Raw genomic sequence first — 20,922 nt, forward strand, 5'->3', positions numbered from 1 at the left:
ACCGTCACCTCGACCGTCACCTCCTCACCCGAGCGCTTCACCACCGTCGCCACAGCCGCACCTTCTCTTCTCGCCACAGAAGGTTACAAGATACTCCTCAATGGCACATCATGTCGAGGCCGCACCCTGTTTTGATGACGTATTTTTCCTTTTATTTGTTCAACAGTTGAATAGGCTGTCGCCTTGGTTTTGCGTGCTACACCGTAGACAGGCTAGCACATTATTCGAACCGCCAGCATCCATCGAAGAGCGCAGGATCCTGGCCAGCTAAGGTCGTGATTGGACTTTTCATTCGATACCGCAGCCCTCATACGAGGCGCTACGAATTTCAGATGTTTGCCTGACCCGTGTCCCCGCTTCGCAACCCCCAGCCCCGACGATTCCCAATAACGCCCGGTGCCGCCCCTAGACGGGCTTGGTTCGCCTGTTCCCAACGAGCTCCCATCAGCCTGAACTGCGCGGCAAGACGGCGCAGCAACCGCTTCTAGACTGCACCGCTCAATCTTCATACTCAGGCCACCGCCCTGGCCGCGATCTCGAGGGCTCGGGCGTAGTGCTCCGGGAACTGTCGCTCGACGCAACGCTCGAGGCCAGCGACGACGGACGCGTCCCATTTGGCGCCGGCGATCAGGTGGGTGAAGCCGCGGTGGGCGGCGTTTGCGGCGGCGTCCTCGTAGGAGTCGAACAGGTAGCGGATCGCGATGTCGGACCAGGGCGATCCGTCTCGGCCCTGGTGGTAGCTGAGGCAGGCGGATAGGAGCAACTGCTCGAAGATGATCGCGTCGCTGTAGTTCTCGGCGCGGGCGGCCCAGATTGGCTGGTTGCGTGGGTGGTGGACCAGGGTCTTGGCGGTCTCGGCGTAGTGGCGGATGAAGTCGAGCCGGTGGCCGCCGAAGATCCCGCAGTTCTCGGCTCGCAGGACCCCATCGATCGGCAGGTAGCCTTGGAGCTCTGGCGGGATGTAGCCGCCGCCGGCGCGCAGGTCGCGCTCCAGGACATCGGGCCGGTAGCAGGAGCGACCGAGTTGCGGATACTCGGGGTGGGAAGCGATGACCGGCGCCGCGAGCAGATCCTCGGGCAGCGGCTCCCAGAGGTAGACATCGCTGTCGATGTGGAGGAAGGGCGCCGACTGCTCGGCATAGGCGTAGAGCTTACCGAGGGCCCACCAGTCCGGGTCGTGGCGTGCCAGGGCGTTGAGCGACAGACTGACCTCGCCGAACTCCAGGCCCAGGCCGTCGACGAGGAGCGCGGCGCCGGCATCGTCGGTCACCAGGCAGGTATCCAAGTAGTGCCGGCGCGCGAGCCCGACCGACAGGATCCACGAGAGCAGGTGGTCCTTCGGCGAGCGCCAGCCGATCCGCCCGCCGGCCGTCAGCGGCCGCGTCCACAGGGACCAGACGATTCGCATCGCCCGCCCCTAGCCGAGCAGCCGCTCGACGCCGATGCCGCCGAACAGGCCGCCGATGCCACCGCCATAGCCGTAGCGATAGCCATAGCGCGGCGCAGCCGGGGTGAGCCAGAACCAGGTCTCGAAGTCCGGCTCCGGCACGGGCGCCGCGAAGGCCCCGCCGAGCGGCGTGCCGGCCGGGTCGGCGACCGCCAGCAGTGAGCGCTTCAGCACCAGGCGCGCGAGCAACCGGTGGGCGATGCCGGCCGGCACCAGGGTGACCGGCGCCTGGCCCGGGTAGTTGACCTGCAGGCGGCTGAAGCGGGCCGTGCTCAGACCGGCGGTCGCAAGACCCAGCCGCGAGCCAGCGGCGAAGGTCTTGGCCGAAATCTGCCAGTCGGTATCCTGCACGTCCTGGCTGCCGTACGAGAACGTCGCGCGACCGCCAAACTGGAGCCGATCATCGGACTGCTTGATGTCCAGGCTGATGCGCGTGACATGGCTGGTGGCGAGGTAGCGCTCGACCCTGGGATTCTGGTCGACGACGGCACCGTCACGCACCTCGACGAACCCCAGGCGGGATTGCGGGTAGCCGCCGCCGCTGTAGGTTCCCCAGAAATTCTCGACGAAGAAGTACGACCAGTTCTCGGCATCGCGCCAGTCGAAGACCATCCCGACCACCCCGGTGCCGCTGAGGTCGGCGGTGAGGCCGGCGTAGACGGCCCCCTCCTCGACCCGGTAGCGGTGCACGGCGGTGGTCGGCAGCGCGCCCGCCCGGGCGCCGGTTGGCGAGGTGCCGGCGGCGGGCGCGGTCTGGATCACCAGGTTGCCCGGCGCCAGCCCCCACTGGGAGCGCGGGCCGCCGTGGTCGAAGACCTCCAGCTCGGACTCGAAGCGCACGTTGCCGAGACGGGCGACGTCGCCGGCCAGCAGGTCGGTGAGGAAGGCGACCGTCTGTCCGTACGGGGTCCAGGTCAGCACGCCCTGATTGGCCAGCGCGACCTCGCCCGGCAGCACGACCGGCTGGTAGGCGACCACGGCGCCTTGCGGCGCACCGCTGTAGGCTCCCGGCAGGCGATAGGGGATCTCGGCGCTCACGTGGAGCGCGCCGTCGTTGACGCTATCGAGCGCGAGGCGCTCGCGGATCAGCACGGCCAGGCCCTCGCCGAGGCGGTCAACCGCGAGCGACTGACCCGGGCGCAACGCCGCGGCACCGCCGGCGCCGTCGCTCGCCTGGACCGAGCAGACATGGACGCTGCCGCTCGGCGGGGTCAGCGGCACCCGCAGGTCTTCGACGGCCTGCGGCCGGCGGATCAGCGCGAGCGGCGCATAGTGGTGGTGAATGCCCTGGGGCGGCGCCCGGTCGAGCGCCGTGACCGAGGTATTGGCGCTCCGTGCGGCGAAGGTCCAGTGGTCACCGCTGCGGAAGCCGCCCTCCCCTTCCAGATGAAACTCTACGAGGATGCCGTGCTCGAGGAACAGCCGGGTGCCAGGGGCCTGGATCGGGATCGCGCCGTCGGCCCCGGACGTGTTGAGGTCGGCCAGGATGCTGCCGTCCTCGCGGTACTGGTTGCCGGCCTGGTCCCAGCGCCGCACGATCAGGTAGTCGCCGTCGTCGCCGAGGGCGAAGGCCCCGTCGGGCAGCGGGCTCGCCAGCGTCAGCGTGCGCGTCGCCGGGTCGACGCCGCCGTCCGGGCGCAAGCGGCGCAGCTCGCCGGGCAGGTTGGCGAGTTCGCGGCGCCGATCGATGACCTCCACCCAGTCGCCATCGTGGAAGCCGAGCCACTCGTCGCGACCCAGGCTCTCGACGATCAGCCGGTCGAGGGCCGGGAAGGCGGTGACGCGGCTGGCGACGGTCGCGTTGTCGCGCGACCACTTGAAGGTCGCCGTCCCGAGCGGCCCGCCGCGGTGCACCTCGACGCGGTAGAGCTGGTTTTCGAGCCCCCGGTAGCCGGCCGCCGGCGGGATCCGGCAGGGGTCCGTCGACTCTGGCGGCTCACCGGTCGCGACCGACAGCCGCCCGCCCGAGGGGCGGAGGTCCGCCGCGAGCGCCCCGAGGTCGAGATCGGCACCGACGCAGGGGCCGCCGGCCCAGTTCGCGAGGACCTTGACCTGCCAGACCATCTGCCAACGCCCGGCGGTGTCGACGCCGAGCGCCGGCTCGACGAGGCTCGGGTCGTGCAGGCTGGTGAGGTCGCGCCGCCAGCAGTCGAGGTAGACCAGATGCGGCCCCGGGCCGGCGGGCAGCGCCGGCGGTTCCGGCTGGTAGGGCTGGTCGGCGTAATCGACGGCGCCGTCGGCAGCGGGCTCGGCCAGCGCCCGCGACCAGGCGCCCGGCGCCGTGCCATGGCACTCGATGAGCAGGCCGTCGATGTAGACGCGGCCGGGGCCGATGGTCAGGGTGTCGCCGGACCAGCGGATGCGGAAGGCATCCGGGGTCTCGCGCGGCACGACGGCCTGGCCGAGCGCATCGAGCGTGCCGACCTGGAGGCGTCGGGCGAGTTGAGCCAGCCATTCGTTCCAATCGGCATCGAGGGCGACCCGGCCCTGCTGCAGGACGACGCCGGCGAAGTCGCGTGTCGGGTCGAAGCTGAAGCGGCTGCAATCGAAGGTCATGGATCAGGACTCCTCAAGAGGTTGTCACGAAAGCCGCGGCCGTCACGACCCCTCAGCTCGCGTAGATGATGCCGGCGGCGAGGCCAGCGCGCAGGTGCTCTTGCAGCCGAACCCGGAGGTTCGCCTCGCGCTGGGCCGGAAAGAGGGCATGGAAGGCGCCCATCTCGCCCTCGTCGTCGGCGCCGGTGCGGATCGCCCCCGGCGTCGTTGCCGTCAGCTGGCAGTAACCCGGCGTGCCGTAGCGCCGCGATGTGAAGCAGGGCGCGGCCGCTGCGGCAGCGCCCCAGGCCGGCTCGGGCGCCGACTGGCAGCGGTGCGGGTGCGGCACCCGGCTCGCCGTCGGCAGATACGAGAAGCGCACGCAGCCGTCCTGGCGGCGCCGCACCTGCACCGCCGGCTCGCCCGAGGCGGCGGCGCGGGCGTAGAGCAGACTGTTGGCGACGAGGCCGACGGCAAGGGCGTCGACCCGTCCGATCAGGGTGCAGGCATCGAGCGACAGGGTCCCGCCCGGGCCGCCGCCGGCCGAACCACCACTGGGCGCGCCGAAGGCCGGTTGCGTCGGATCGGTGGCGTCGATGATCGAGTCGGCGGCCGCGAGCCAGCTGCCCTCGGCCAGCGCGATCGCACCCGTGATCGCGTGGTCGAGCGTCACGGCGACGCCCTCGCGCGCGACGATGAGGCTTGCCGCGAGCGGCTCGCTGGGCGTGCCGTCGGCCGCGAGGGTGATCCCGGGCACGAGCGTGGCGTGAACGAGCGCGAGCCCGACGAGGCCGTTGTCGGCGTCGTCAGGCACCCGCAGCGCGCCGCCGGCGATCAGGAGGCCATCGAGGGTCAAGGTGCTGCCGGCACCGCCGGTGACGTCCAGCGCCCCCGGCAGGGACAGCGCAGGGCGACGCTCGGCGGCGGCGCGCAGCGTCAGCGACCAGCCGGGCGGGACCTGGATCGCGAGGGCCGCCTCTTCGTAGCGCCCGCTGTCGCCGATCTCGATGACGGCGACGCGCGGCGTCTCGGGCGTCGCGCCAGCGGCAGCCGTCTCGAAGGCTACGAGGGCCGCCGCGATCGTCGGCTGCTCGGCCGGCACCTGGATGAGGGTCGTCCCTTGCGGATCGGCGTTGCGGGTGCGGGCATACTCGCCGCCACCGAGGGCGGCCGAGAAGCCATCGTAGTACGTCACCGCCACCCTCGTCGGCGCCGGCAGATCGGCGGCCAGCGCGATGCGCCCGAGCTCCGGGTCGACGGCGACCCGCCCGGCCGGCGGCTCGTGCGCCCAGGCCCCGCCCGCGTCGGCCAGGTTGCAGGCGATGATCCGCGCGCGCGGTACCTCGACCCCGTCGAAGAAGAGCACCAGGCTCGGCTCGGCGTTGTCGAGCGGCGCATCGGGCGCCGCGCGGGTGCCGTAGTAGAGGGCCAGGTCGGCGGCGAGCATGGGCCGTCGGATCGGGGCCGGCACATTGATCGGCTCGGCCAGGTGGGCGATCTCGTCCTCGGCGCGCGGGTGCGTGAAGAGCGCGAGCGGCTGCCCGAGCGGGCTCACGAGCCAGCGTCGGCCGTCGACCCGCACGGCCGGGCTCAAGCTGTGCCGAAAGGCCTGCAGGCGCCACAGGAAGATACCGATGTTGGGGATGTTGAAGCGGCCCCGGCCGGACTCGATGCGGCGCACATCGACCGTGTGGCGGAGCCGCTCGAACGGGCCGCCGCGGGCCGCGAGCGCGGTGGCGTCGCGCAGGTCGGCGGTCGCCCGGCAGTGCGGGCGCAGGTGCCCGAGGTACTGGGTCGCGGCGAGCAGCTCGAAGTACTCGACGACCCGCGCGCCCCAGCCCGTCACATCGGCGGCGATCTGCTCCAGGGCCGTCGCCGTGCCCTTGCGCCGGCGCAGCGCGATCGTGTGGGCGACCTCGGCGCGCGCCGGGGCATGGTCCTGCCCCTGCCCATGCAGCGGCTCGTAGCCGATCAGATCGCCGATGTAGGGCACGACCCAGTCGGCGCAGGTCTCGATGAAGAGGTCGTCGTAGAGCTGGGCGAGGTTCTCCTCGACGACCGCGAACTCCCCGGCGAAGGCCTCGAGCAGGGCCGCGAGCGGCCCGTGCGCGGCCCGCTCGCGCAACGCGGCGAGGCGCCCCTGCTCGGCAAGGCTGGGCGCCGCCAAGGCCTCCAGCGCCGCGAGCTCGGCTGACTCGGCCGGCGTGAGGCTGGTGCCCAGCGCCGCCGCCGTCTCGGCATCGCGCTGCCGGTGGATCGCCGGCAGCAGCCGCAACAGGGTCTCGACATCCAGGCTCATGGCAGCAGCTCCAGCGCCAGCGTGGCGGCATCGAGGGTCAGGAGCTCGGCCGGCCGCGGCGAACGATCGCCGCTGCTCGGCACCTCGGCGAACAACCGAGGGGCGTAGATCGGGGCGGCGACATCGCTGCGCTGGAGCTCGGCGACGTGCACCGCCACGACGCCCCCGACCGCCTGAGCGACGGCGACGACCTCGTCGACCGAGACCCCCTGGCCGAACGCGCGCGCAGCGAAGCCGAAGGCCGTCGTCAGCCGCGCGGCGAGGGCCGGCAGGACCAGCCCAGCGTCGGCGGCCGCGTCGACCTTGACCGCCAGGCGCAGCCGGAAGGTCGCCGCGCGGAAGCTCGCGAGGCGCAGCGCGAGCGCCGGGTCGCCATAGCGGGTCAGCGCCGCGCGCAGAAAGCGGTAGGTGTCCGAGCCCTCCGGCACGGCGGCACCGCGCTCGCCAGCGACCGTGACGAACAGGCCGCGCGCCGGACCGTGGGCGAGCCACAGGGCGTGGGCCTTGGCGATGCCGGCGAAGGCCCGGGCGAAGTCGCGGTAGTCCCGCACCGAGACGGCCCGATCCAGGGTGCGCACCGTGAGCGGCGCGTTGTCGCGCGCCTGGGCCTCGGTCTCGGGGTCCTCGCCGCCGCTGGCCGGCGCCGGGTTGGTCACGCCGGCCACGCCGAGCGGGCGCGACAGCAGCGTCGTCAGCCGCCCGGCCGGCAGGTTGCCGGCCAGCCCCAAGCCCTTGCGGTAGACGGCGCGGACGTTGTGGTCGCCGCCGGGCAGCCGGGCACCCTCGACGCCGTCGCCGAAGCGCAGCCGGGCGCGGCCCTGCTCGTCGATCGCAAGGGCGTAGACCCGCTCGGTCGGGCCTCGCTCGTAGAGGCTCGGGACCTCGGCCCAGAGGAGGTCGTTGGCGCGCAGCGCGAGCGCCGCGCGTCGCCCGCTCGGGGTCGATGCGCTGACGAAGGTCAGCGGCCCCTGGCGCAGCGCGAGACGGGCGTTGGCGACCTGGGCGTCGCCGCTGCCGACGATCTCGGCGACCGTCTCGCCGTGGGTCGCGGCCGCGCAGTTGGCGTTGATGCGCAGCTCGGCGCGGGCATAGACGTTCGCGAGTGGGGCGGCGAGGCGCAACACCGTCTGGTCACGCTCGTGGACGACCGCGGTCGGATCGGCGGCGATGAAGGCGATCTCCGTGACCGGCAGGTCGTCGGCGCCGGCCGCGGCGAGTCGGATCTGACTGCCGCGGGCCGTCAGGCGGCCGGCGCGCCCATCGCGGTCGAGCAGGGTCAGGCGCAGGACGATGGCGGCATCGCCGACGGCGGCAGCGAAGGCGTCCGGGTCGAGGGCGGCGGCCTTGCCGCCGGTGAGGCGCTCGGGCGCGGCGAGCAGGCCGAGCGCATCGCCGGCGGCGAGCGGCGCCGTGGTGCCGTCGTCGCAGGCGAGCGCGAGCCCGACCACGTGCGGCGCGATCTGCAAGCGCTGGCGCGGACCGCCGAGCGCGATCGCCTGCCCGGGGCGCAGCCCCTCGGCGCGCTGCGCGAGCGTCAGGCGCGCGCCGTAGACCGGGGCGACCAGCGGCCGCGGGGCCGGCGCGAGCGGCTCGGTCTCGGCCAGCACGAGCGTACGCCTGAGGTCGAAGCGCTTCGCGGTCAGGTGCTCGTCGGTATCCGGGCGGATCCGGGTGACCTTGGCCGAGAGGCCGAAGTCGCTGCGGGTCAGATGGGCGACGCGCGCCACGCGGTAGAGCTCCGTGTACCCCGGCAGGGCCGAACGGCCGCGGCCGAGGACGTTGGAGACCAGCGCGATCCAACTGCCGGCCGTGATGCGCGGATTGTCCGGGTCGAGGTCGAGCGCGTCCGGATCGAGCGCGAAGCCCTTCCATTTCCAAGGCGAGCTGCGCGTGTCGATCAAGTCGGACAGGTTCGAGTCGCTGTTGCCGAACAGATTCGGGTCCGGGGCGTTGTGGCCGAACAGGGCGGCGCGTTGGCGGAAGACGTAGACCTCGACGTCGGCCGCCGCCGGCGCCACGGGCGGATAGAGGCTGCCGAGCGGCGCGTCCCAGCGCACCCGGGTGCGGGCGTTCTCGGGGTCGGCCTCGACCTCGGTCAGCACTCGGATGTCCCAGCGCTCGCTGCCCGGGTCGTCGAGCCGCTCGGCGCCGACGATGAGCAGCGCATCGCCCGGCGCGAGGCGCACCGCGGCGCCCGCGAGCCAAAGCTCGGTATCCCCCGAGCGCGGCTGCCAGGGGATCTCGGTTTGCACCCGCAGCGCATTCCATTCGACCCGCGCCTCGATCGCCTCGACCGTCTCGAAGGTCTGCGCCTGTTCGTCCTGGCCGGCGACGCTCTGCACCCGCGTGCCGACCGGGATCGTCACCGGGTCCGGGGCCTGAGCCGCATCGCCCGGGACCTCGCGCAGCGCGAAGGCCAGGTGGGTCGAGGCGGCCACACCCGGGGCGAGCTGGTAGCCGATCAGCCGGCCGAGCTCGAGGATCGATCGGCGCTCTGTGGCCGTGCGCAGCAGGCACTCGTTGGCGATGCGCTCCTGGTAGAAGGTCAGCACGTCGAGCAGACAGGCGAGCCCGTCGCAGAGGGCGACGCTGAAGTCCGCGTCGTCGCGCCGCGTCAGCCCGCCCAGGGCCGGCAGCGCCGGGCTGGAGAGGCGCGCCAGGAGCGACGCCTTGAAGGTCGCGTGGACGCCTGTCCGGTAGGCGATCTCGGGCTGGCCGGGCGGGTTGTCGATCGCCTGAGGGGTCGCTCGGGCGACGCCGGCGCAGCTGCCGCAGTGGCGGGATCCCAGGGTCGTCATCATTGGCCTCCGTACAGGTCGAGCCGCAGCACGCCGTGCTCGGGATAGCTCGGGTCGTTGTCGAGCCGCGGGATCTCCAGACGGGCGAAGCGCATCAGGCCCTCGGCGAGGAAGCGCCCGTCGGGGCTGCCCTGCCGTTCGAAGCGCGTCGCCTGCACCGAGGCGACGCCGGCCACCGCGCGGGCCGCGGCATAGACGCCGCTCAGATAGAGGGCCTGGCCGAAGGTCAGCCGGTCGGGGTGGAAGAGCCCGAGGCGCCCGTCGGGTAGCCGCCGGCTGCCGAGGACGTCGAGCAACCCGGCGCGCACCTGGGCGCGCAGATAGCCGGGCGCGACGCAGACCTGGAGGTCGAGGGCCAGCGAGACGTAGAGCGGTTCCTCGACCGCGACATCGTGGCCGGCCATACGGTAGCGCTCGAGGTCGGCGAGGATCCGCGCCGCGAAGGCCTCGTCGAGCCGCCCGCCGCCGAGGCGGTCGACGGCCACGCAGGCCGTGTGCCAGGAGCCGGTCCAGCGCAGCGTCGCCGCGGCCCGCTGCACGCCGGGCTGGTCCTCGGCGAGGGCCGCGTAGTCCTCGGCGGTCACGGCGCGCTGCTGACGGCGAAAGGCCTGCGGGGCGCGCCGGCGGATGCTCGCGGCGTCCTCCGGATCGGCGCCGCCGCTGGCCGCGAGCGGGTTGCGCACGGCAGTGATGCGGGCATCGTCGCTGATCAGGTGGGCGATCGTGTCGGCACCGACGTTGCCGGCCCGGCCCTGCCCGGTGCGGTAGCGCGCCCGGAAACGGGCCCCGGAGGGCGGGCGCCGGCCGTAGCGGCCATCGCCGAAGCGCAGCCGGGCGCGGCCGTCGTGCTCGACCTCGACGACGAAGTGGGCGGCGTCCGGGCCGCTCGCGAGCAGGTCGCGGCGCACCGTCCAGCGCTGCGGCGGCTCGTCGCCCCGCTGCGACTCGACCTCGATCGCCGGCAGGGCCTCGCGCGGCACGCTAGCGAGGGCCGCGGCGGCCGGGGCCTCGGGGTCGAACGGCACCTGCTCGACGACCCGTCGTCCCGCGCGCCACACCACTCGGGTCACGGTCCCGACGAAGGTCAGCGCGGCGCGCCCGAGGGCCGGCGCGAAGCGCGGCGGAATGACCTCTGGTGCACGCGTCGCGCAGGGGTCGCCGTCGCGGGCGGCCGGATAGGCGAGGTGGGCCGCCGGGACCTGCCCCAGGTCCTCCTCCTCGGCGACGCCCAGGCCATGATCAGCGAGCACCAGGTTGCCGCGCGCGACGCTGACACCCGCGACCGGCAGGCGCCCATGGGCGTCGTCGGCGACGCTGGAGAGGCACAACGGGAACGGCAGGGCGTCGGCCTCGGCCCAGCGCACCTCGGTGATCGCCACATTGGTCAGGGGGTCGGCGAGCGGTTGCGTCGCATCCTCCGGTGCCCAGCAGCGGACATCGGTCAGGCGCACGACGTGGCGATGCGCGCGGTCGGCGTCCTCGGCGGCGCCGCTGAGCGGTCCCTTGACCTCCTCGAAGAGCAGCAGATCCCCGGGCACGAGCGTCGGGAGATGACCGACGAGGGTCGCCGCCGTGGTCCCCGCCGGCAGCCAGCAGCGGGTCGCACCCCAGGTGTAGAGCGGGATCTCGTTGTGCGCCCGGTAGAGGAGCGCCGCGTGCATCGGTTCGAAGACGACCGGCCACTCGCTCAGGGCCTCCTGCGCGTCTCGCGTCCCCGGGGCGAGGCGCGCCGGGCGGTTCGCCAGCCGGGTCAGGAACCGGGCCCCAGTGCGGGGGAGCGGCACCGCGTCGGCCGCGACCTGAAGCTGGATCCAGGTGCGCGCGTTGGCGCCCTCGTGGACGCGGTAGTCGACGAGCAGGGCATGGCGGCGCAGCGAGGTGCGCAGCCGCGCGGTGTCGAGGTAGGCCTCGGTCGCGATCGCGTCCTGCTGGTAGGCGAGCTGGTCGCCGACATAGGCGAGCAACTCGGCGAGCGTGACACCGAGGTCCGCGGCACTGCGCTCGCGCCAGCCCGGCACCAGGAGCGCGAGCCGATCCAGCAGCAGCCGGCGCAGGGCCGGGTAGTCTCGGGCGAGATAGTCGATCGCCGGGGGCGCGACCGGCTCCTCGGGGCAGACCAGCGGTGTCGTACAGTCGAGTTCGCTCGGGCACTCGGCCTTGAAGCGGAACGCCAGCTCGCAGAGGCGCGGGTCGAGCCCGCTCGGGACCGACTCGCCGTCGCCGGGGTGGACCAACCGCAGCCGATACGGCGAATAGTCGCCGGCCTGCGCGCAACGCACGACGAGCACCCGCTCGGGTGCCGGTAGGGCCGCGACCAGGGCGCGCACCGCCGCCTCCGCGGGCGCATCGAGCTGGGACGGCAGCGGGGTGGCCGGGACCGCCCAACTGACCGCCGGGTCGCGCACCCGCTCGCCGCCGCTGATGCGCACCTGGGCGGCGCCTGGCAGCCCCCCGGCGAGCGGCCTGACGAAGGTCACGAGCAGCGTACGCTGACGCAGCGGATCCTCGTCGGGCAGGGCGCCGTCGAGGACCTCGAGATAATCGATGCCGTTGAGGTCGACGGCGCTGTCTCGCAGCGCCCGGCGGCGCTCGTCGTCGCAGCAGAACAGGGTCGCGGCGCCGCTCGTCGTGTCCATCAGGGTGCTCATGGGGCGCCTCCCGCACGCTCGAAGGTCGCCGTCTGGACCTGGCCGGTGCGGCGTACCGCGTAGGCGATCGTCACCCGCAGGGTCGAATCGGCCGTCTCGACCTCGACCGATTGCAGCGCGATCAGGTCGCCGAGCCATTGCTGGAGGGCACCCTGGACGAGGAACTGGGCCGTCGCCGCGACCTCGGGGCTGTTCGGCGCGAAGAGGAGCTGCGCGATCCCGCTACCGAATTCGGGGCGCATCAGGCGCTCGCCCGGGGCCGTGAACAGGACCTGCTCGATCAGGCCGCGTAGGTACGCGTCCTCATCGGCCTGGGCGGTCGCGCCACGGGCGTCGAAGCGATACGGGTAGTCGAGGTTCATCGCGCTCCCCCTCCCCTACGGTTCCAAATAGACGCGGATTCATGGCCCGCCCTGGCCAAGAATCGGCACGGACGTCGAAAACGCGGCGTCCGACTTCCTTCGTGTACAGTCGCTCCGCGCGACTGGACACGGCGGCACGTCCTGTTCCGCGGGAAACGCCGAATGAATCGGCACTTCCTCAGGTCCCGATCACGCGGGTCTGGGCCACCACCGGCAGCAGCGGCGTGCCGTTCGGTGCGCAGAGCGCCTGGCTGTCCAGCAGCACCAGCGGCTGACCATTGGAGAAGACCCGGGTCGCGGCGACGATCCACTGCGCGCTGATGCAGGGCGACGGCGACCCGCCGACGTTGAAGGGGCAGCCGGCGACCAGGTAGGGCGCGCTCATGACGACGGTCGGCTGGCCACCGACCAGCACGCGCGGGTTCGGCGCGCTCGGCGTCGCGCTGCCGCCGTGGGCGCAGAGGACCTGGGCACCGACGTGGAGGAGTGGACCCGGCATCGTCAGATCACCGTGAGGGCGCCGTTGTTGATGGTCACGGTCGGGCCGACCAGCGTGATCGCCGCACCCTTGCCGTTCTGGATGTAGATGCCGGTGTCGTTGACGATCAGGGTCGCCCCGGTGGCGCTCTTGAGCATGATGCCACCGGTCGGGCCGGGCAGGTCCGAGACCGTCAGGCCGTTCTGCAGCGGGGTCTGCAACGTGATCGCCGGCACCGCCGGCGGGGTCGCCCGGGCCAAGGCCGGGATCTCCGCGGCGCTGCCCCAGAAGCAGCCGACCCAGATCGGATGCTCGGGGTCGCCCTGCTCGAACTCGACCCAGACCCCCGAGCCGATCACCGGCAACGCGACCATGCCGTTCTGCACGCCGGCGATCGGCACGCAGGGCATCGCCCAGCTCGCCGGGGCCAGGCCGGCGACGTCCGGCACCTGGACGAGGAGCCGTCCCTGCTGGAGCGGGTCGACATTGTTCAGCACCATGCCACGGTACTTGCCGTAGAAACGTTGCTGCGACTCGTTGGTCATACCGGCACCTGCGGGGTCAGGGAGACCAGGCCGTTGCGCGTCAACGTGAACTCCTGCTTGAACTCACCGCGCTTGAGCCGGCTCTTGACGCGTTCGACGAAGTAGAGCCCGTCGTGGGCGATGCCGGCCCCGCGCACGCCGACCAGCCGCCGGGCCTTGAGCAGGCGCCCATAGCGCAGCACGTCCAGCGTCCCGGTCGCGCGCACCGTGTCCTGCGAGCGGCCGGCCTCGGCGAGGCCGCGCGAGAGGGCCTGGGCCGGGTTGAGGTTGGCGGTGTCCTTGAGGGCGCGCAGGTTGGCAAGCGTCGTCGCGAGGGCGCCGAGCGGCGGCTGGAGCGGGTTGAGGTCGGGGACCGGCAGCGGGATCGGGGCGCGCGTCTGCGGGTTCTGGATGTAGACGATCGGCAGCACGCCGCGCGTCGGGTCGAACGAGAAGCTCATGCCCTCGACATTGGTCAGCGCGTCCATGTCGAGATTGAGCGCCGGCTGCGGCACGCCGACCTTGATCTCCGGGCCGAAGTAGGCGACGTTCGTGGCGGGCGCCGGCCCGGGCTCGATATAGAAGACGTAGCCGACCTGCTCGGCCAGTTGGCGGATGTACGCCAGATCCGTGCCTTGCTGGGCGGGGATGCGCTCGACCGGGATCGGCACGTCCGGGAAGGGCGTCGGGATCACCAGCGGCATCAGGCCGAAGGCGGCGTACTTGGCGCAGATCAGCGCGACCCGCGCCTCGATCGACAGCCCCGGAAGCGGCAGGCCACTCCAGTCGATCATGTCCATCACCCGGGTCAGATCGTCGCCGGTGATCCGGATGGTCCCGGCGCTGCCCGGGCTGCCGGCCTGCACCTCGATGTTGGTCATGACGCCGTCGAAGAGCGGCTGGGGCGTGCCGTTGAGCGTGACCAGCAGGATCACCCGCAGCGGCGGCGTCGCCGGACCGGTGTTCTGGGCCCCGGCGATCAGGAACAGGGTGTTGAGCGCCGAGCGCGACGAGAACTGGAACGAGAGCTGGAAGCCGCTCGGGCTGCCGGCCGCGGTCGTGACCTCGGCGTCTTCGAGGGCGTCGATGACGACGCGCGGCGCCGGGGCCGGCACCACCGGCCCCATCAGCAGCGTGAGCTGGATCCCTTTAGTCAGCACCGCCGACCCCCGGTATGCCCCCCGGTATCCCCTCAGGCAGCGTGATGCGCAGCCGCCGTCCCGGGGTCTCGGTCAACTCGGCCGGGCGCACGGCGCGGTTGGCATCGCAGAGGCGCCAGTATTGCAGCGGGTCACCGAGATAGCGGGCGGCCAGGTTGTCGAGCCGATCACCGGCGACGACCTGGTGCTCCTGCTGGAGCGCGAGCCCCTCGGGCGGCGGGATGAAACGGCGGCGCAGATAGGCCACATGCGTTCCATCGGCGAGCCTGAGCTGCGCCGCGGCGATGCCGTGGTAGCGACTGGTCGCCGGGTAGAGCGGCGTGACCAGCGCGTTGGCTTGCAGAAAGGCCTCGATCGGATCCATGGTCCGCTCCTGGATTTGTTCGCTAGAAACTACGAAATACGCGAAACACGCGAAAAAAACTGGTTAACGAACCGTTCGTGTTCGATCTTCGGGTGGTGACCAAAATTGACCAGCAAACCAAGCTGCTTACCAGTTGCCTTCAGGTAGTTGATCATTTGAGCCCGGTGTTCGTCAGCCAAGCGCTTGACCGCCTTGATTTCCAGAATAATCTCCTCGAAACACAGAAAATCGGGCTCATACTGTTGCTTCAGCGGCCAACCTTTGTACTCGAGTCGAAGCCGAGGCTTCTCCTCGAACGGAATCTCCTGCTCGGCGAATTCTTTCGCCAAACACTCCTGATACACTGCTTCCAAAAAACCGTTTCCTTTCTCTCTGTAGACTTCGAAACAGGCACCGATAATACGGAAGCTCTCCTCCCTGAAAAGGATTTTCACGGGTCTAAATTTCGCGCTTTTCGCGTGTTTGGTAGTTTCTCATTATCCTAAGCGCCCTCCTTCTCATAGAGAGCGCCGTATTCGAGGGTCGCACCGATGCGCCTGGCGCCGGCTGCGGTGCCGCCGCGGTCAGCCGATCTGCGCGATGCCGAGGCTCGCCAGGCGACCCGGCTGGGCGAGCGCCGCGAGGCGCTCCTTGGCCTGGAGATAGCCGATGAACAGGCCGCCACCGCGGTGCCCGAAGCCGAGGTCGGCGACCGACAGCACGCGCAGTCCGAGGGTGACCTTGGCGACCAGCGGGTTCAGGCTCGGGTCGAAGGCCTCCTCGCTGATGGAGAGCTCGGTCAGGCGCACCGGCACGATGCGGCTCGCACTCCAGACGAATAGCACCAACGGGGCCTCCATCGGCGCGATCTCCAACGTCCCGCTGCTCGCCTGGGCATCGAGTGCGAGCAGCTGGGCGCTGCGCGGGTGGACGAGCCCCTCGAGCACCGCGAGCTGCGGCCCGATGCCGTGCTCGACGGTGGCGCGGTGCTGCTCCGGGAGCTCCAGCTGGTCGGCTGCATCGATGTCGGCCTCGAGCCGGATCGTCTCGACGGCCGGCCCCTTGAAGCGCACCGCCTCGGACTGGCCGTCGGCCTCGCCGCCGGCAGTCTGCGGCGTCAGCGTGCGAGTCAACCGCTCCGGGTTGTATTGCAGCGAGATGATCCCCTGCACCTGGGCCGTGGCCGGATCCATCAGGACCAGGCCGCCCTTGAGGATGCGCGGGGAATTGGGGAATGTACTCATAACGGCCTATCGCTCATACCATGGCCCGCGTCTCGAGCGGCCTTGTCGCTGGGTGACGCAAGGGCACCAATCCGTTTGCCATTCTTCCGTGGTCTTTCTCGGGCATCATTTGCAGGCCGGATCATGGTAGTCCACCGCAACCCCTTCCGGCGCAAAGCCGATCACCTTGCCGCTGGAGTCCGTTCGCCATCCGATCTTGCCCTCTTTGGCATCGAAGGCCTCTTGCGCCGTGGGCAAGGTGTCGCAGATCGCCGTCGTGAGCACTCGCTGAGCCTCCGCCGCCCGTTTATTGAGCGCGTCGCAGACCGCCTGCTGCGAAACGCGACGCGCGATGTCGCGGTGCGTCTCCTCGTGTCGTTTAATGAAATCGACGACATCCTTCATGATCTTCTTGTCTGCCGACGATGCTCGGCTCATCCCGAGGCGCGGACGGATGATGGTCGTCTCGAGAACGAAATTGACCTTGGTCACGGCCCCGCCAGCAGAGCGTTCTAAGTCATACGAAGTATTGCAATCTGTATGCGGCGTACCTCCGAGGGCCTGGTCGACCTTGGCCGCGAATTCGTTGGCGTTATCGGCTGTGATATCGGCCGGGACCGGCGACTGGGGCAGCCACCGGATGGCCTCGCCACAGCGAGGACCCGGCGCAGCCGCCGCTTGAAGCCCCTCGGCTGGCGGATCGCCAGCAAGGGGCTCGTCTGCCCTCGCCGCCACCGACTGACGCTGGATCAGCATCGAGTGATCCTGAACCGCTTGGCAAGAACCGCTGCCGCATCGGCCAACCGCGACGACCGGCCCGGATTGCTGCACGACGTGGGTCAACTCATGGGCGATCAACCTCCGCCCTTGCGTGGTGTCCACGTCATAACGGCCAGCGCCGAACACCAAGTCGTGGCCGACGGTGTAGGCCGCGGCATCGACCTCGCGTGCCGATCGCGCGGCCGCGGCATCGCAATGGACACGTACCCGGCCGAAGTCGTGGCCGAAGCGAGACTCCATCTCTCGTCGCAGGGCCGGCTCCAGAGGTACGCCCGGGCGGGCGAGGGTCTGCTCGACGCTGGCGGGGAGATCCCCTCCGACCTGCGCAATCGCTTGTCCAGCGAGCCGCTGAATGTCCGGGCGCCCGCCGTCGAGTGCAGACTGGCCCCCGCTTGCCACTATTCGGTCGGCGACCCGGTCGGCCTCCTGCTCGAACCGATCCTGGTCCGCACCCATCACACGCCGGCGCTGAAGCCAGCGAGGACCGAAGGACGGACTGGACCGCTCGGCCTCGGCAGCAGCGATGCGCAGGGGCGCAGCGCCGTTCATGGTTTCACCTCCCGTGCAATCCCCTGGGCGACCGCGGCACCGACCTCGGCCGGCATCGCACCGATCGCCAAACGGACTTCGCCGACCTCCAGTCGCGGCGCACCACCCGCTGAGATGAAGCGCCGCACCGCTTGCGGTGACGCGAGCTGGCGTTGCAGCTCCGCGCGCAGCGCCTCGGCCACCGCCGTTCGGTCTTCTGGCCTGACGCCGTTCAGCACCAACCGGTCGATATGCAGAATCAGTCGCGTCATACCCACCCCCGCGTCTCGGCATCGGTCACCGGCCGCTCGCGCTTCGCGGCATCGAGCTGGGCGGCGCGCTGCAAGTGCTGCATGCGAACCGGCTCGCCGGCCTCGGCGGCGAGGAAGGCGGCGTTCAGCGCGATGTTCCGAATGGTGCCGCCAGCGACGTTGAGCCGGGCGAGCTTCGCACAGTCGACGCCGTCCAGCGGTGTCGCGGCCGGAAAGACCCTCCGCCAGATGGCCTCGCGCTGCGGCTGATCCGGGAACGGGAACTGGACGATGAAACGCAGCCGGCGCTGGAAGGCCGGATCCAGGGCGGCCTTGTGATTGGTGGTCAGGACCGCGAGGCCGCGATAGGCATCCATGCGCTGGAGCAGATAGCTGACCTCGATGTTGGCGTAGCGATCATGGCTGTCGCGGACCTCGCTGCGCTTGCCGAACAAGGCATCGGCCTCGTCGAAGAGGAGGACAGCGCCCGTCGCTTCGGCGGCATCGAAGACCCGGCGCAGGTTCTTCTCGGTCTCGCCGATGTACTTGCTGACGAGCGCGGACAGATCGATGCGATAGAGGTCGAGCCCCAGCTCGCGGGCCAGGACCTCGGCGGCCATCGTCTTGCCGGTGCCACTCTCCCCGGCGAACAGGGCAGCGATCCCGAGCCCGCGGGCACCCTGGCCGGCGAACCCCCACTCCTCATAGACCTTCAGGCGATGGCGGACATGGGCGGCGATCTGGCGCAGCGTGGCCATGGGGCCTTCGGGCAGGATCAGGGCCGCCCAATCGGCAACCGGCTCGATGCGCTGGGCGAGGCCGGCGAGCTGGATGCCGTCGAGGCCGCGGCAGGCCCGCCATAGCGCGGCCTCGGCGTCGGGCGACGCGGCGAGTTCGGACGCGAGCTCGGCGCCGATCGTCTGGATGCTCCGGGCACTGAGGCGAAACTGGGCGGCGACGCCCTCCAGGGCACCATTGACGCGCTGCGCGCTGGCACCCAGCGCCGTCTGCCAGAAGCGCCGCTGATCGATGCCGCCGGGCTTGTCGACGCGATGGCGCAGGATCGGCGGCTCCAACCGCAGGGGCTCGCGAGCGGCGATGAAGACCAGACCCGAGAGCCGCCCGACGAAGCGCCGGAGCACGTCCGCTCCCTCATCGCAGCGGATCAGCAGGGCGGCACCGAAGAGCGCCGTCTCGCGCCCCCACAGGACCGCCAGGGCCTCCTGATCCGTCAAGGTGGCCGGGATATCGACGGCCGCGAGCGCGAAGAGCCGCAGGCCCAACCGCCCAGCGACGGCGGCGGCGATATCCTCTTGGCCGGCGCGGTCATCGCCGGTCAGCTCGATGGGCGGCGGGCGATCATCGGTGCGGCGCAGGCGCGCCAGGATCTCTCGGACCGCATCGGCATGGGCCGCGGCCATGAGGCCAGGTCGAGCCACGGCTTGCAGCAGCGGCTGGATCCGCTGGTCGAGGTGATCGATGCCGGCCAGGTAGTGCAGCACGCGCTCATCGATCCTGAGCCGCGCCGCGGTCAGGTTGGCGGTCTCGTCGACCTCGATCAAGCGCCAGCGGCGCAGCGGCCGCACCGGCGCGAGGGCGCTCCAGTGCGGCTCGGCCAGCGCCCCCAACGCCAGGCCGAAGGTGGCCCACGGACGTTGCGGCTCGCCCCCGGCCTCCGCGCACAGCCGGGCCAGCCGAGCATCCATCTCGACCCCGGCGCAGAGCAGCAACAACGCGCGCTCGAACGGGCTGAGCTCGAAGCGGTGCGCCAGGGTGTCGATCGCGGCCGCGTCACCGAGCTGGTCCAAGGCGGCGCGGGCGCGGGCCACCTGATCGCGAGCCCGACTGTCGTCCTCGCCGCCGAGCAGGGCCTGGAGACGGGCGAACTCCGCCGTCAGCAGGCGTTGGTTGGCCTGGGTCCAATCGTGCTGGAGCTGCGGCGCGTTCATGTGATGGTGATCCGGCGGTCGAGGAACACCGGCGGTGCCGCGGTGCGGTCGATGATCGGGCTGTCGATGCCGTCGATCCGCAGCCGCGCGAGGTGGCTGCCGAGGGGGGCATCGGCGACGACGAAATCGAGGCTCGTCGTCGGCGTCGTGAAGGGCTCGGGCGCGATCTCGCGGGTGCCGAGCAGCAGTGCGACCTGCTGGCCGGCGCGCAGGGCCGGGCGGAAGCTCAGCGTGAAGGTGGCGCGGCCGTCCGGGGCGCGGGCCACGGCGAGCGGTAGCCCGACCAGGTCCGGGGCCAGCGTGACACCGAGGCGGTTGGTCTCGCGCGCCTCGCCCTCGCCGGGGCGGCGCAGCTGGGCGCCGACCCGGTAGGCCCCGACCGGGAAGTCGCCGGCGCTGGCCGCCGGGATCTCGAACCGGATCCTGCCGGGCTCACTGGCACCGCTGGCGGCGAGCGCCTCGTCGATCTCGAAGCGATCGTTGGCGAGCTGGACCGTGCGGTCGGCGCCGTCGAGGTGATGGCCGATCAGGTCGACGGGCTGGTCGAGGCGCATCGCCGGCTGGCCATCGGCCGGGGCGACCCGCTCGATCGTCGGCAACGCCGGGACCAGGCCCGGGGCCACCACGACGCCCCGTTCGCGGCCGCTCGTCGGGTCGATCGGGCCGCGGGTGAGGACCGGCAGGGGCGCACGAACTGGCCGACGCCCCTCGATCAGCACGACGCTGACGCGGTAGGCGGCGCTCGGGCGCAGGTGGCTCTGGATCGCGGTCCAGAGTTTCGACATCTCCTCGCCGTCGAGCTGGGCCGGGGTGATCCGCAGGGCCTCGATCTGCTCGTCGAGGCCCGCCGCGGCGAGGGCACGCAGGGCCGGCGGGAGGTCGCCGCCGACATCGGGCGAGGGGTTCAGCGCGGTGCGGATCGCCGCGCGGGTCAGGACCGGCGTCTCGTGCAGGAGCTGCATCGCGTAGCCGAGCAGGATCTCGCCGTGCAGGTCGGCGCCGCCATAGGCCGAGACCAGATAGTGCAAGTCGAGCGCGAGCGGCGGATTGGCCAGGCGCTGGCGCCCGCTCGGGTCGCGGGCCGGCAAGCCCTCGTTGCGCCAGCCGGGGTTCGGCGTGACCTGGTGCAGGAACAGGTTGAGCTGCGAGGCCTCGGTGCCGTTGGCCGGGACGACTCGGTCCGGCGGGCCGACGCTGACGGTCACCGAGCTGCCGATGACGCCGGCGACGTTGTGGTTGATCAGGCCGTCGTTGAGCAGATCGCGCAACACGGCCGTGACCCCGGCGATGGCGAGGGCGGAGCTCATCGTCCCCCCTCGCGGCGGCGCGCCAGGTAGTCATCGAGGCTCATCGTCGGCGCACCGCGCCGTGCCGCACGCTTGGCCGGTGCCGGCGCCTGGACGGCGGTGACCTCGATCCGCCCGATGTGGACGTGGACCTCGGGTGCCGCCTCGGCGGCACCCGGCCTCGGGGCAGGCGCGACCGGCCCGAGCGATGAGGGCGCCGCTGGCCGCTCGCTGGGACGTTGCGGCAGGAGCGGCGCCGGCTCGCCGCGCGGGCGCGACGGCTGCACGGGCGCGGCGGGATCGCGCCGGGC

16 protein-coding genes and 1 pseudogene are annotated in these 20,922 nt (G+C 71.6%); all 17 read right to left on the bottom strand.

Translation table 11 applies throughout. The features are described from left to right. Window positions 1-511: 511 nt before the first annotated feature. The gene (locus CKO41_RS15525; RefSeq protein WP_200254044.1) at window positions 512-1,408 is read right to left on the bottom strand and encodes a DUF6734 family protein; all 897 of its coding nucleotides are present in this window, start codon (window positions 1,406-1,408) and stop codon (window positions 512-514) included. Between the two features lie 9 nt (window positions 1,409-1,417). Further along, complete coding sequence (locus CKO41_RS15530; RefSeq protein ID WP_200382975.1) at window positions 1,418-4,003, bottom strand: DUF6519 domain-containing protein; 2,586 nt, start codon at window positions 4,001-4,003, stop codon at window positions 1,418-1,420. Between the two features lie 52 nt (window positions 4,004-4,055). Further along, window positions 4,056-6,281: a phage tail protein gene (locus CKO41_RS15535; RefSeq protein ID WP_200382976.1), complete on the bottom strand. Its 2,226-nt coding sequence runs from the start codon at window positions 6,279-6,281 to the stop codon at window positions 4,056-4,058. Then, window positions 6,278-9,082, bottom strand: coding sequence for a putative baseplate assembly protein (locus CKO41_RS15540; protein ID WP_242464369.1), 2,805 nt, complete (start codon window positions 9,080-9,082; stop codon window positions 6,278-6,280). The genes CKO41_RS15535 and CKO41_RS15540 overlap by 4 nt, the downstream gene beginning before the upstream one ends. After that, complete coding sequence (locus tag CKO41_RS15545; RefSeq protein ID WP_200382977.1) at window positions 9,079-11,727, bottom strand: putative baseplate assembly protein; 2,649 nt, start codon at window positions 11,725-11,727, stop codon at window positions 9,079-9,081. The genes CKO41_RS15540 and CKO41_RS15545 overlap by 4 nt, the downstream gene beginning before the upstream one ends. Further along, complete coding sequence (locus CKO41_RS15550) at window positions 11,724-12,089, bottom strand: GPW/gp25 family protein (protein WP_200252782.1); 366 nt, start codon at window positions 12,087-12,089, stop codon at window positions 11,724-11,726. The genes CKO41_RS15545 and CKO41_RS15550 overlap by 4 nt, the downstream gene beginning before the upstream one ends. Before the next feature lie 178 nt (window positions 12,090-12,267). Then, complete coding sequence (locus tag CKO41_RS15555; RefSeq protein ID WP_200252780.1) at window positions 12,268-12,588, bottom strand: hypothetical protein; 321 nt, start codon at window positions 12,586-12,588, stop codon at window positions 12,268-12,270. 2 nt (window positions 12,589-12,590) lie between these two features. Next, window positions 12,591-13,112, bottom strand: coding sequence for a phage baseplate assembly protein V (locus CKO41_RS15560; protein ID WP_200252778.1), 522 nt, complete (start codon window positions 13,110-13,112; stop codon window positions 12,591-12,593). Next, complete coding sequence (locus CKO41_RS15565) at window positions 13,109-14,251, bottom strand: hypothetical protein (RefSeq protein ID WP_200382978.1); 1,143 nt, start codon at window positions 14,249-14,251, stop codon at window positions 13,109-13,111. The genes CKO41_RS15560 and CKO41_RS15565 overlap by 4 nt, the downstream gene beginning before the upstream one ends. Then, window positions 14,241-14,615 carry a LysM peptidoglycan-binding domain-containing protein gene (locus tag CKO41_RS15570; protein ID WP_200252773.1) on the bottom strand — a complete coding sequence of 125 codons (375 nt, stop codon included), beginning with the start codon at window positions 14,613-14,615 and terminating at the stop codon, window positions 14,241-14,243. Before CKO41_RS15570 ends, CKO41_RS15565 begins: the two co-directional genes overlap by 11 nt. 29 nt (window positions 14,616-14,644) lie before the next feature. Continuing rightward, window positions 14,645-15,049: a GxxExxY protein gene (locus CKO41_RS15575; RefSeq protein ID WP_200382979.1), complete on the bottom strand. Its 405-nt coding sequence runs from the start codon at window positions 15,047-15,049 to the stop codon at window positions 14,645-14,647. A gap of 129 nt (window positions 15,050-15,178) precedes the next feature. After that, window positions 15,179-15,838, bottom strand: coding sequence for a hypothetical protein (locus CKO41_RS15580; protein WP_200252769.1), 660 nt, complete (start codon window positions 15,836-15,838; stop codon window positions 15,179-15,181). Window positions 15,839-15,943: 105 nt separating this feature from the next. Further along, window positions 15,944-17,146, bottom strand: coding sequence for an eCIS core domain-containing protein (locus tag CKO41_RS15585; protein ID WP_200252767.1), 1,203 nt, complete (start codon window positions 17,144-17,146; stop codon window positions 15,944-15,946). Next, on the bottom strand, window positions 17,143-17,397 hold the full coding sequence (locus tag CKO41_RS15590) for a hypothetical protein (RefSeq protein ID WP_200252765.1): 255 nt from the start codon (window positions 17,395-17,397) through the stop codon (window positions 17,143-17,145). Before CKO41_RS15590 ends, CKO41_RS15585 begins: the two co-directional genes overlap by 4 nt. After that, on the bottom strand, window positions 17,394-19,325 hold the full coding sequence (locus tag CKO41_RS15595) for an ATP-binding protein (RefSeq protein ID WP_200382980.1): 1,932 nt from the start codon (window positions 19,323-19,325) through the stop codon (window positions 17,394-17,396). Before CKO41_RS15595 ends, CKO41_RS15590 begins: the two co-directional genes overlap by 4 nt. After that, window positions 19,322-20,632: a Pvc16 family protein gene (locus CKO41_RS15600; RefSeq protein WP_200382981.1), complete on the bottom strand. Its 1,311-nt coding sequence runs from the start codon at window positions 20,630-20,632 to the stop codon at window positions 19,322-19,324. Before CKO41_RS15600 ends, CKO41_RS15595 begins: the two co-directional genes overlap by 4 nt. Next, window positions 20,629-20,922, bottom strand: a pseudogene (locus CKO41_RS15605) (hypothetical protein); the annotation flags it as partial. The pseudogene CKO41_RS15605 and the gene CKO41_RS15600, both read right to left, overlap by 4 nt.

It is taken from the genome of Thiococcus pfennigii, from assembly GCF_016583835.1.
Taxonomy (GTDB): Bacteria; Pseudomonadota; Gammaproteobacteria; order Chromatiales; family Chromatiaceae; genus Thiococcus; species Thiococcus pfennigii.

Bases quoted from the DNA above. Each gene is read 5' to 3' on its own strand.
- CKO41_RS15580 (WP_200252769.1), bottom strand. From the start codon at position 15,838: ATGAGTACATTCCCCAATTCCCCGCGCATCCTCAAGGGCGGCCTGGTC.
- CKO41_RS15585 (WP_200252767.1), bottom strand. From the start codon at position 17,146: ATGAACGGCGCTGCGCCCCTGCGCATCGCTGCTGCCGAGGCCGAGCGG.
- CKO41_RS15535 (WP_200382976.1), bottom strand. From the start codon at position 6,281: ATGAGCCTGGATGTCGAGACCCTGTTGCGGCTGCTGCCGGCGATCCAC.
- CKO41_RS15590 (WP_200252765.1), bottom strand. From the start codon at position 17,397: ATGACGCGACTGATTCTGCATATCGACCGGTTGGTGCTGAACGGCGTC.
- CKO41_RS15550 (WP_200252782.1), bottom strand. From the start codon at position 12,089: ATGAACCTCGACTACCCGTATCGCTTCGACGCCCGTGGCGCGACCGCC.
- CKO41_RS15600 (WP_200382981.1), bottom strand. From the start codon at position 20,632: ATGAGCTCCGCCCTCGCCATCGCCGGGGTCACGGCCGTGTTGCGCGAT.
- CKO41_RS15555 (WP_200252780.1), bottom strand. From the start codon at position 12,588: ATGCCGGGTCCACTCCTCCACGTCGGTGCCCAGGTCCTCTGCGCCCAC.
- CKO41_RS15595 (WP_200382980.1), bottom strand. From the start codon at position 19,325: ATGAACGCGCCGCAGCTCCAGCACGATTGGACCCAGGCCAACCAACGC.
- CKO41_RS15530 (WP_200382975.1), bottom strand. From the start codon at position 4,003: ATGACCTTCGATTGCAGCCGCTTCAGCTTCGACCCGACACGCGACTTC.
- CKO41_RS15560 (WP_200252778.1), bottom strand. From the start codon at position 13,112: ATGACCAACGAGTCGCAGCAACGTTTCTACGGCAAGTACCGTGGCATG.
- CKO41_RS15540 (WP_242464369.1), bottom strand. From the start codon at position 9,082: ATGATGACGACCCTGGGATCCCGCCACTGCGGCAGCTGCGCCGGCGTC.
- CKO41_RS15525 (WP_200254044.1), bottom strand. From the start codon at position 1,408: ATGCGAATCGTCTGGTCCCTGTGGACGCGGCCGCTGACGGCCGGCGGG.
- CKO41_RS15545 (WP_200382977.1), bottom strand. From the start codon at position 11,727: ATGAGCACCCTGATGGACACGACGAGCGGCGCCGCGACCCTGTTCTGC.
- CKO41_RS15570 (WP_200252773.1), bottom strand. From the start codon at position 14,615: ATGGATCCGATCGAGGCCTTTCTGCAAGCCAACGCGCTGGTCACGCCG.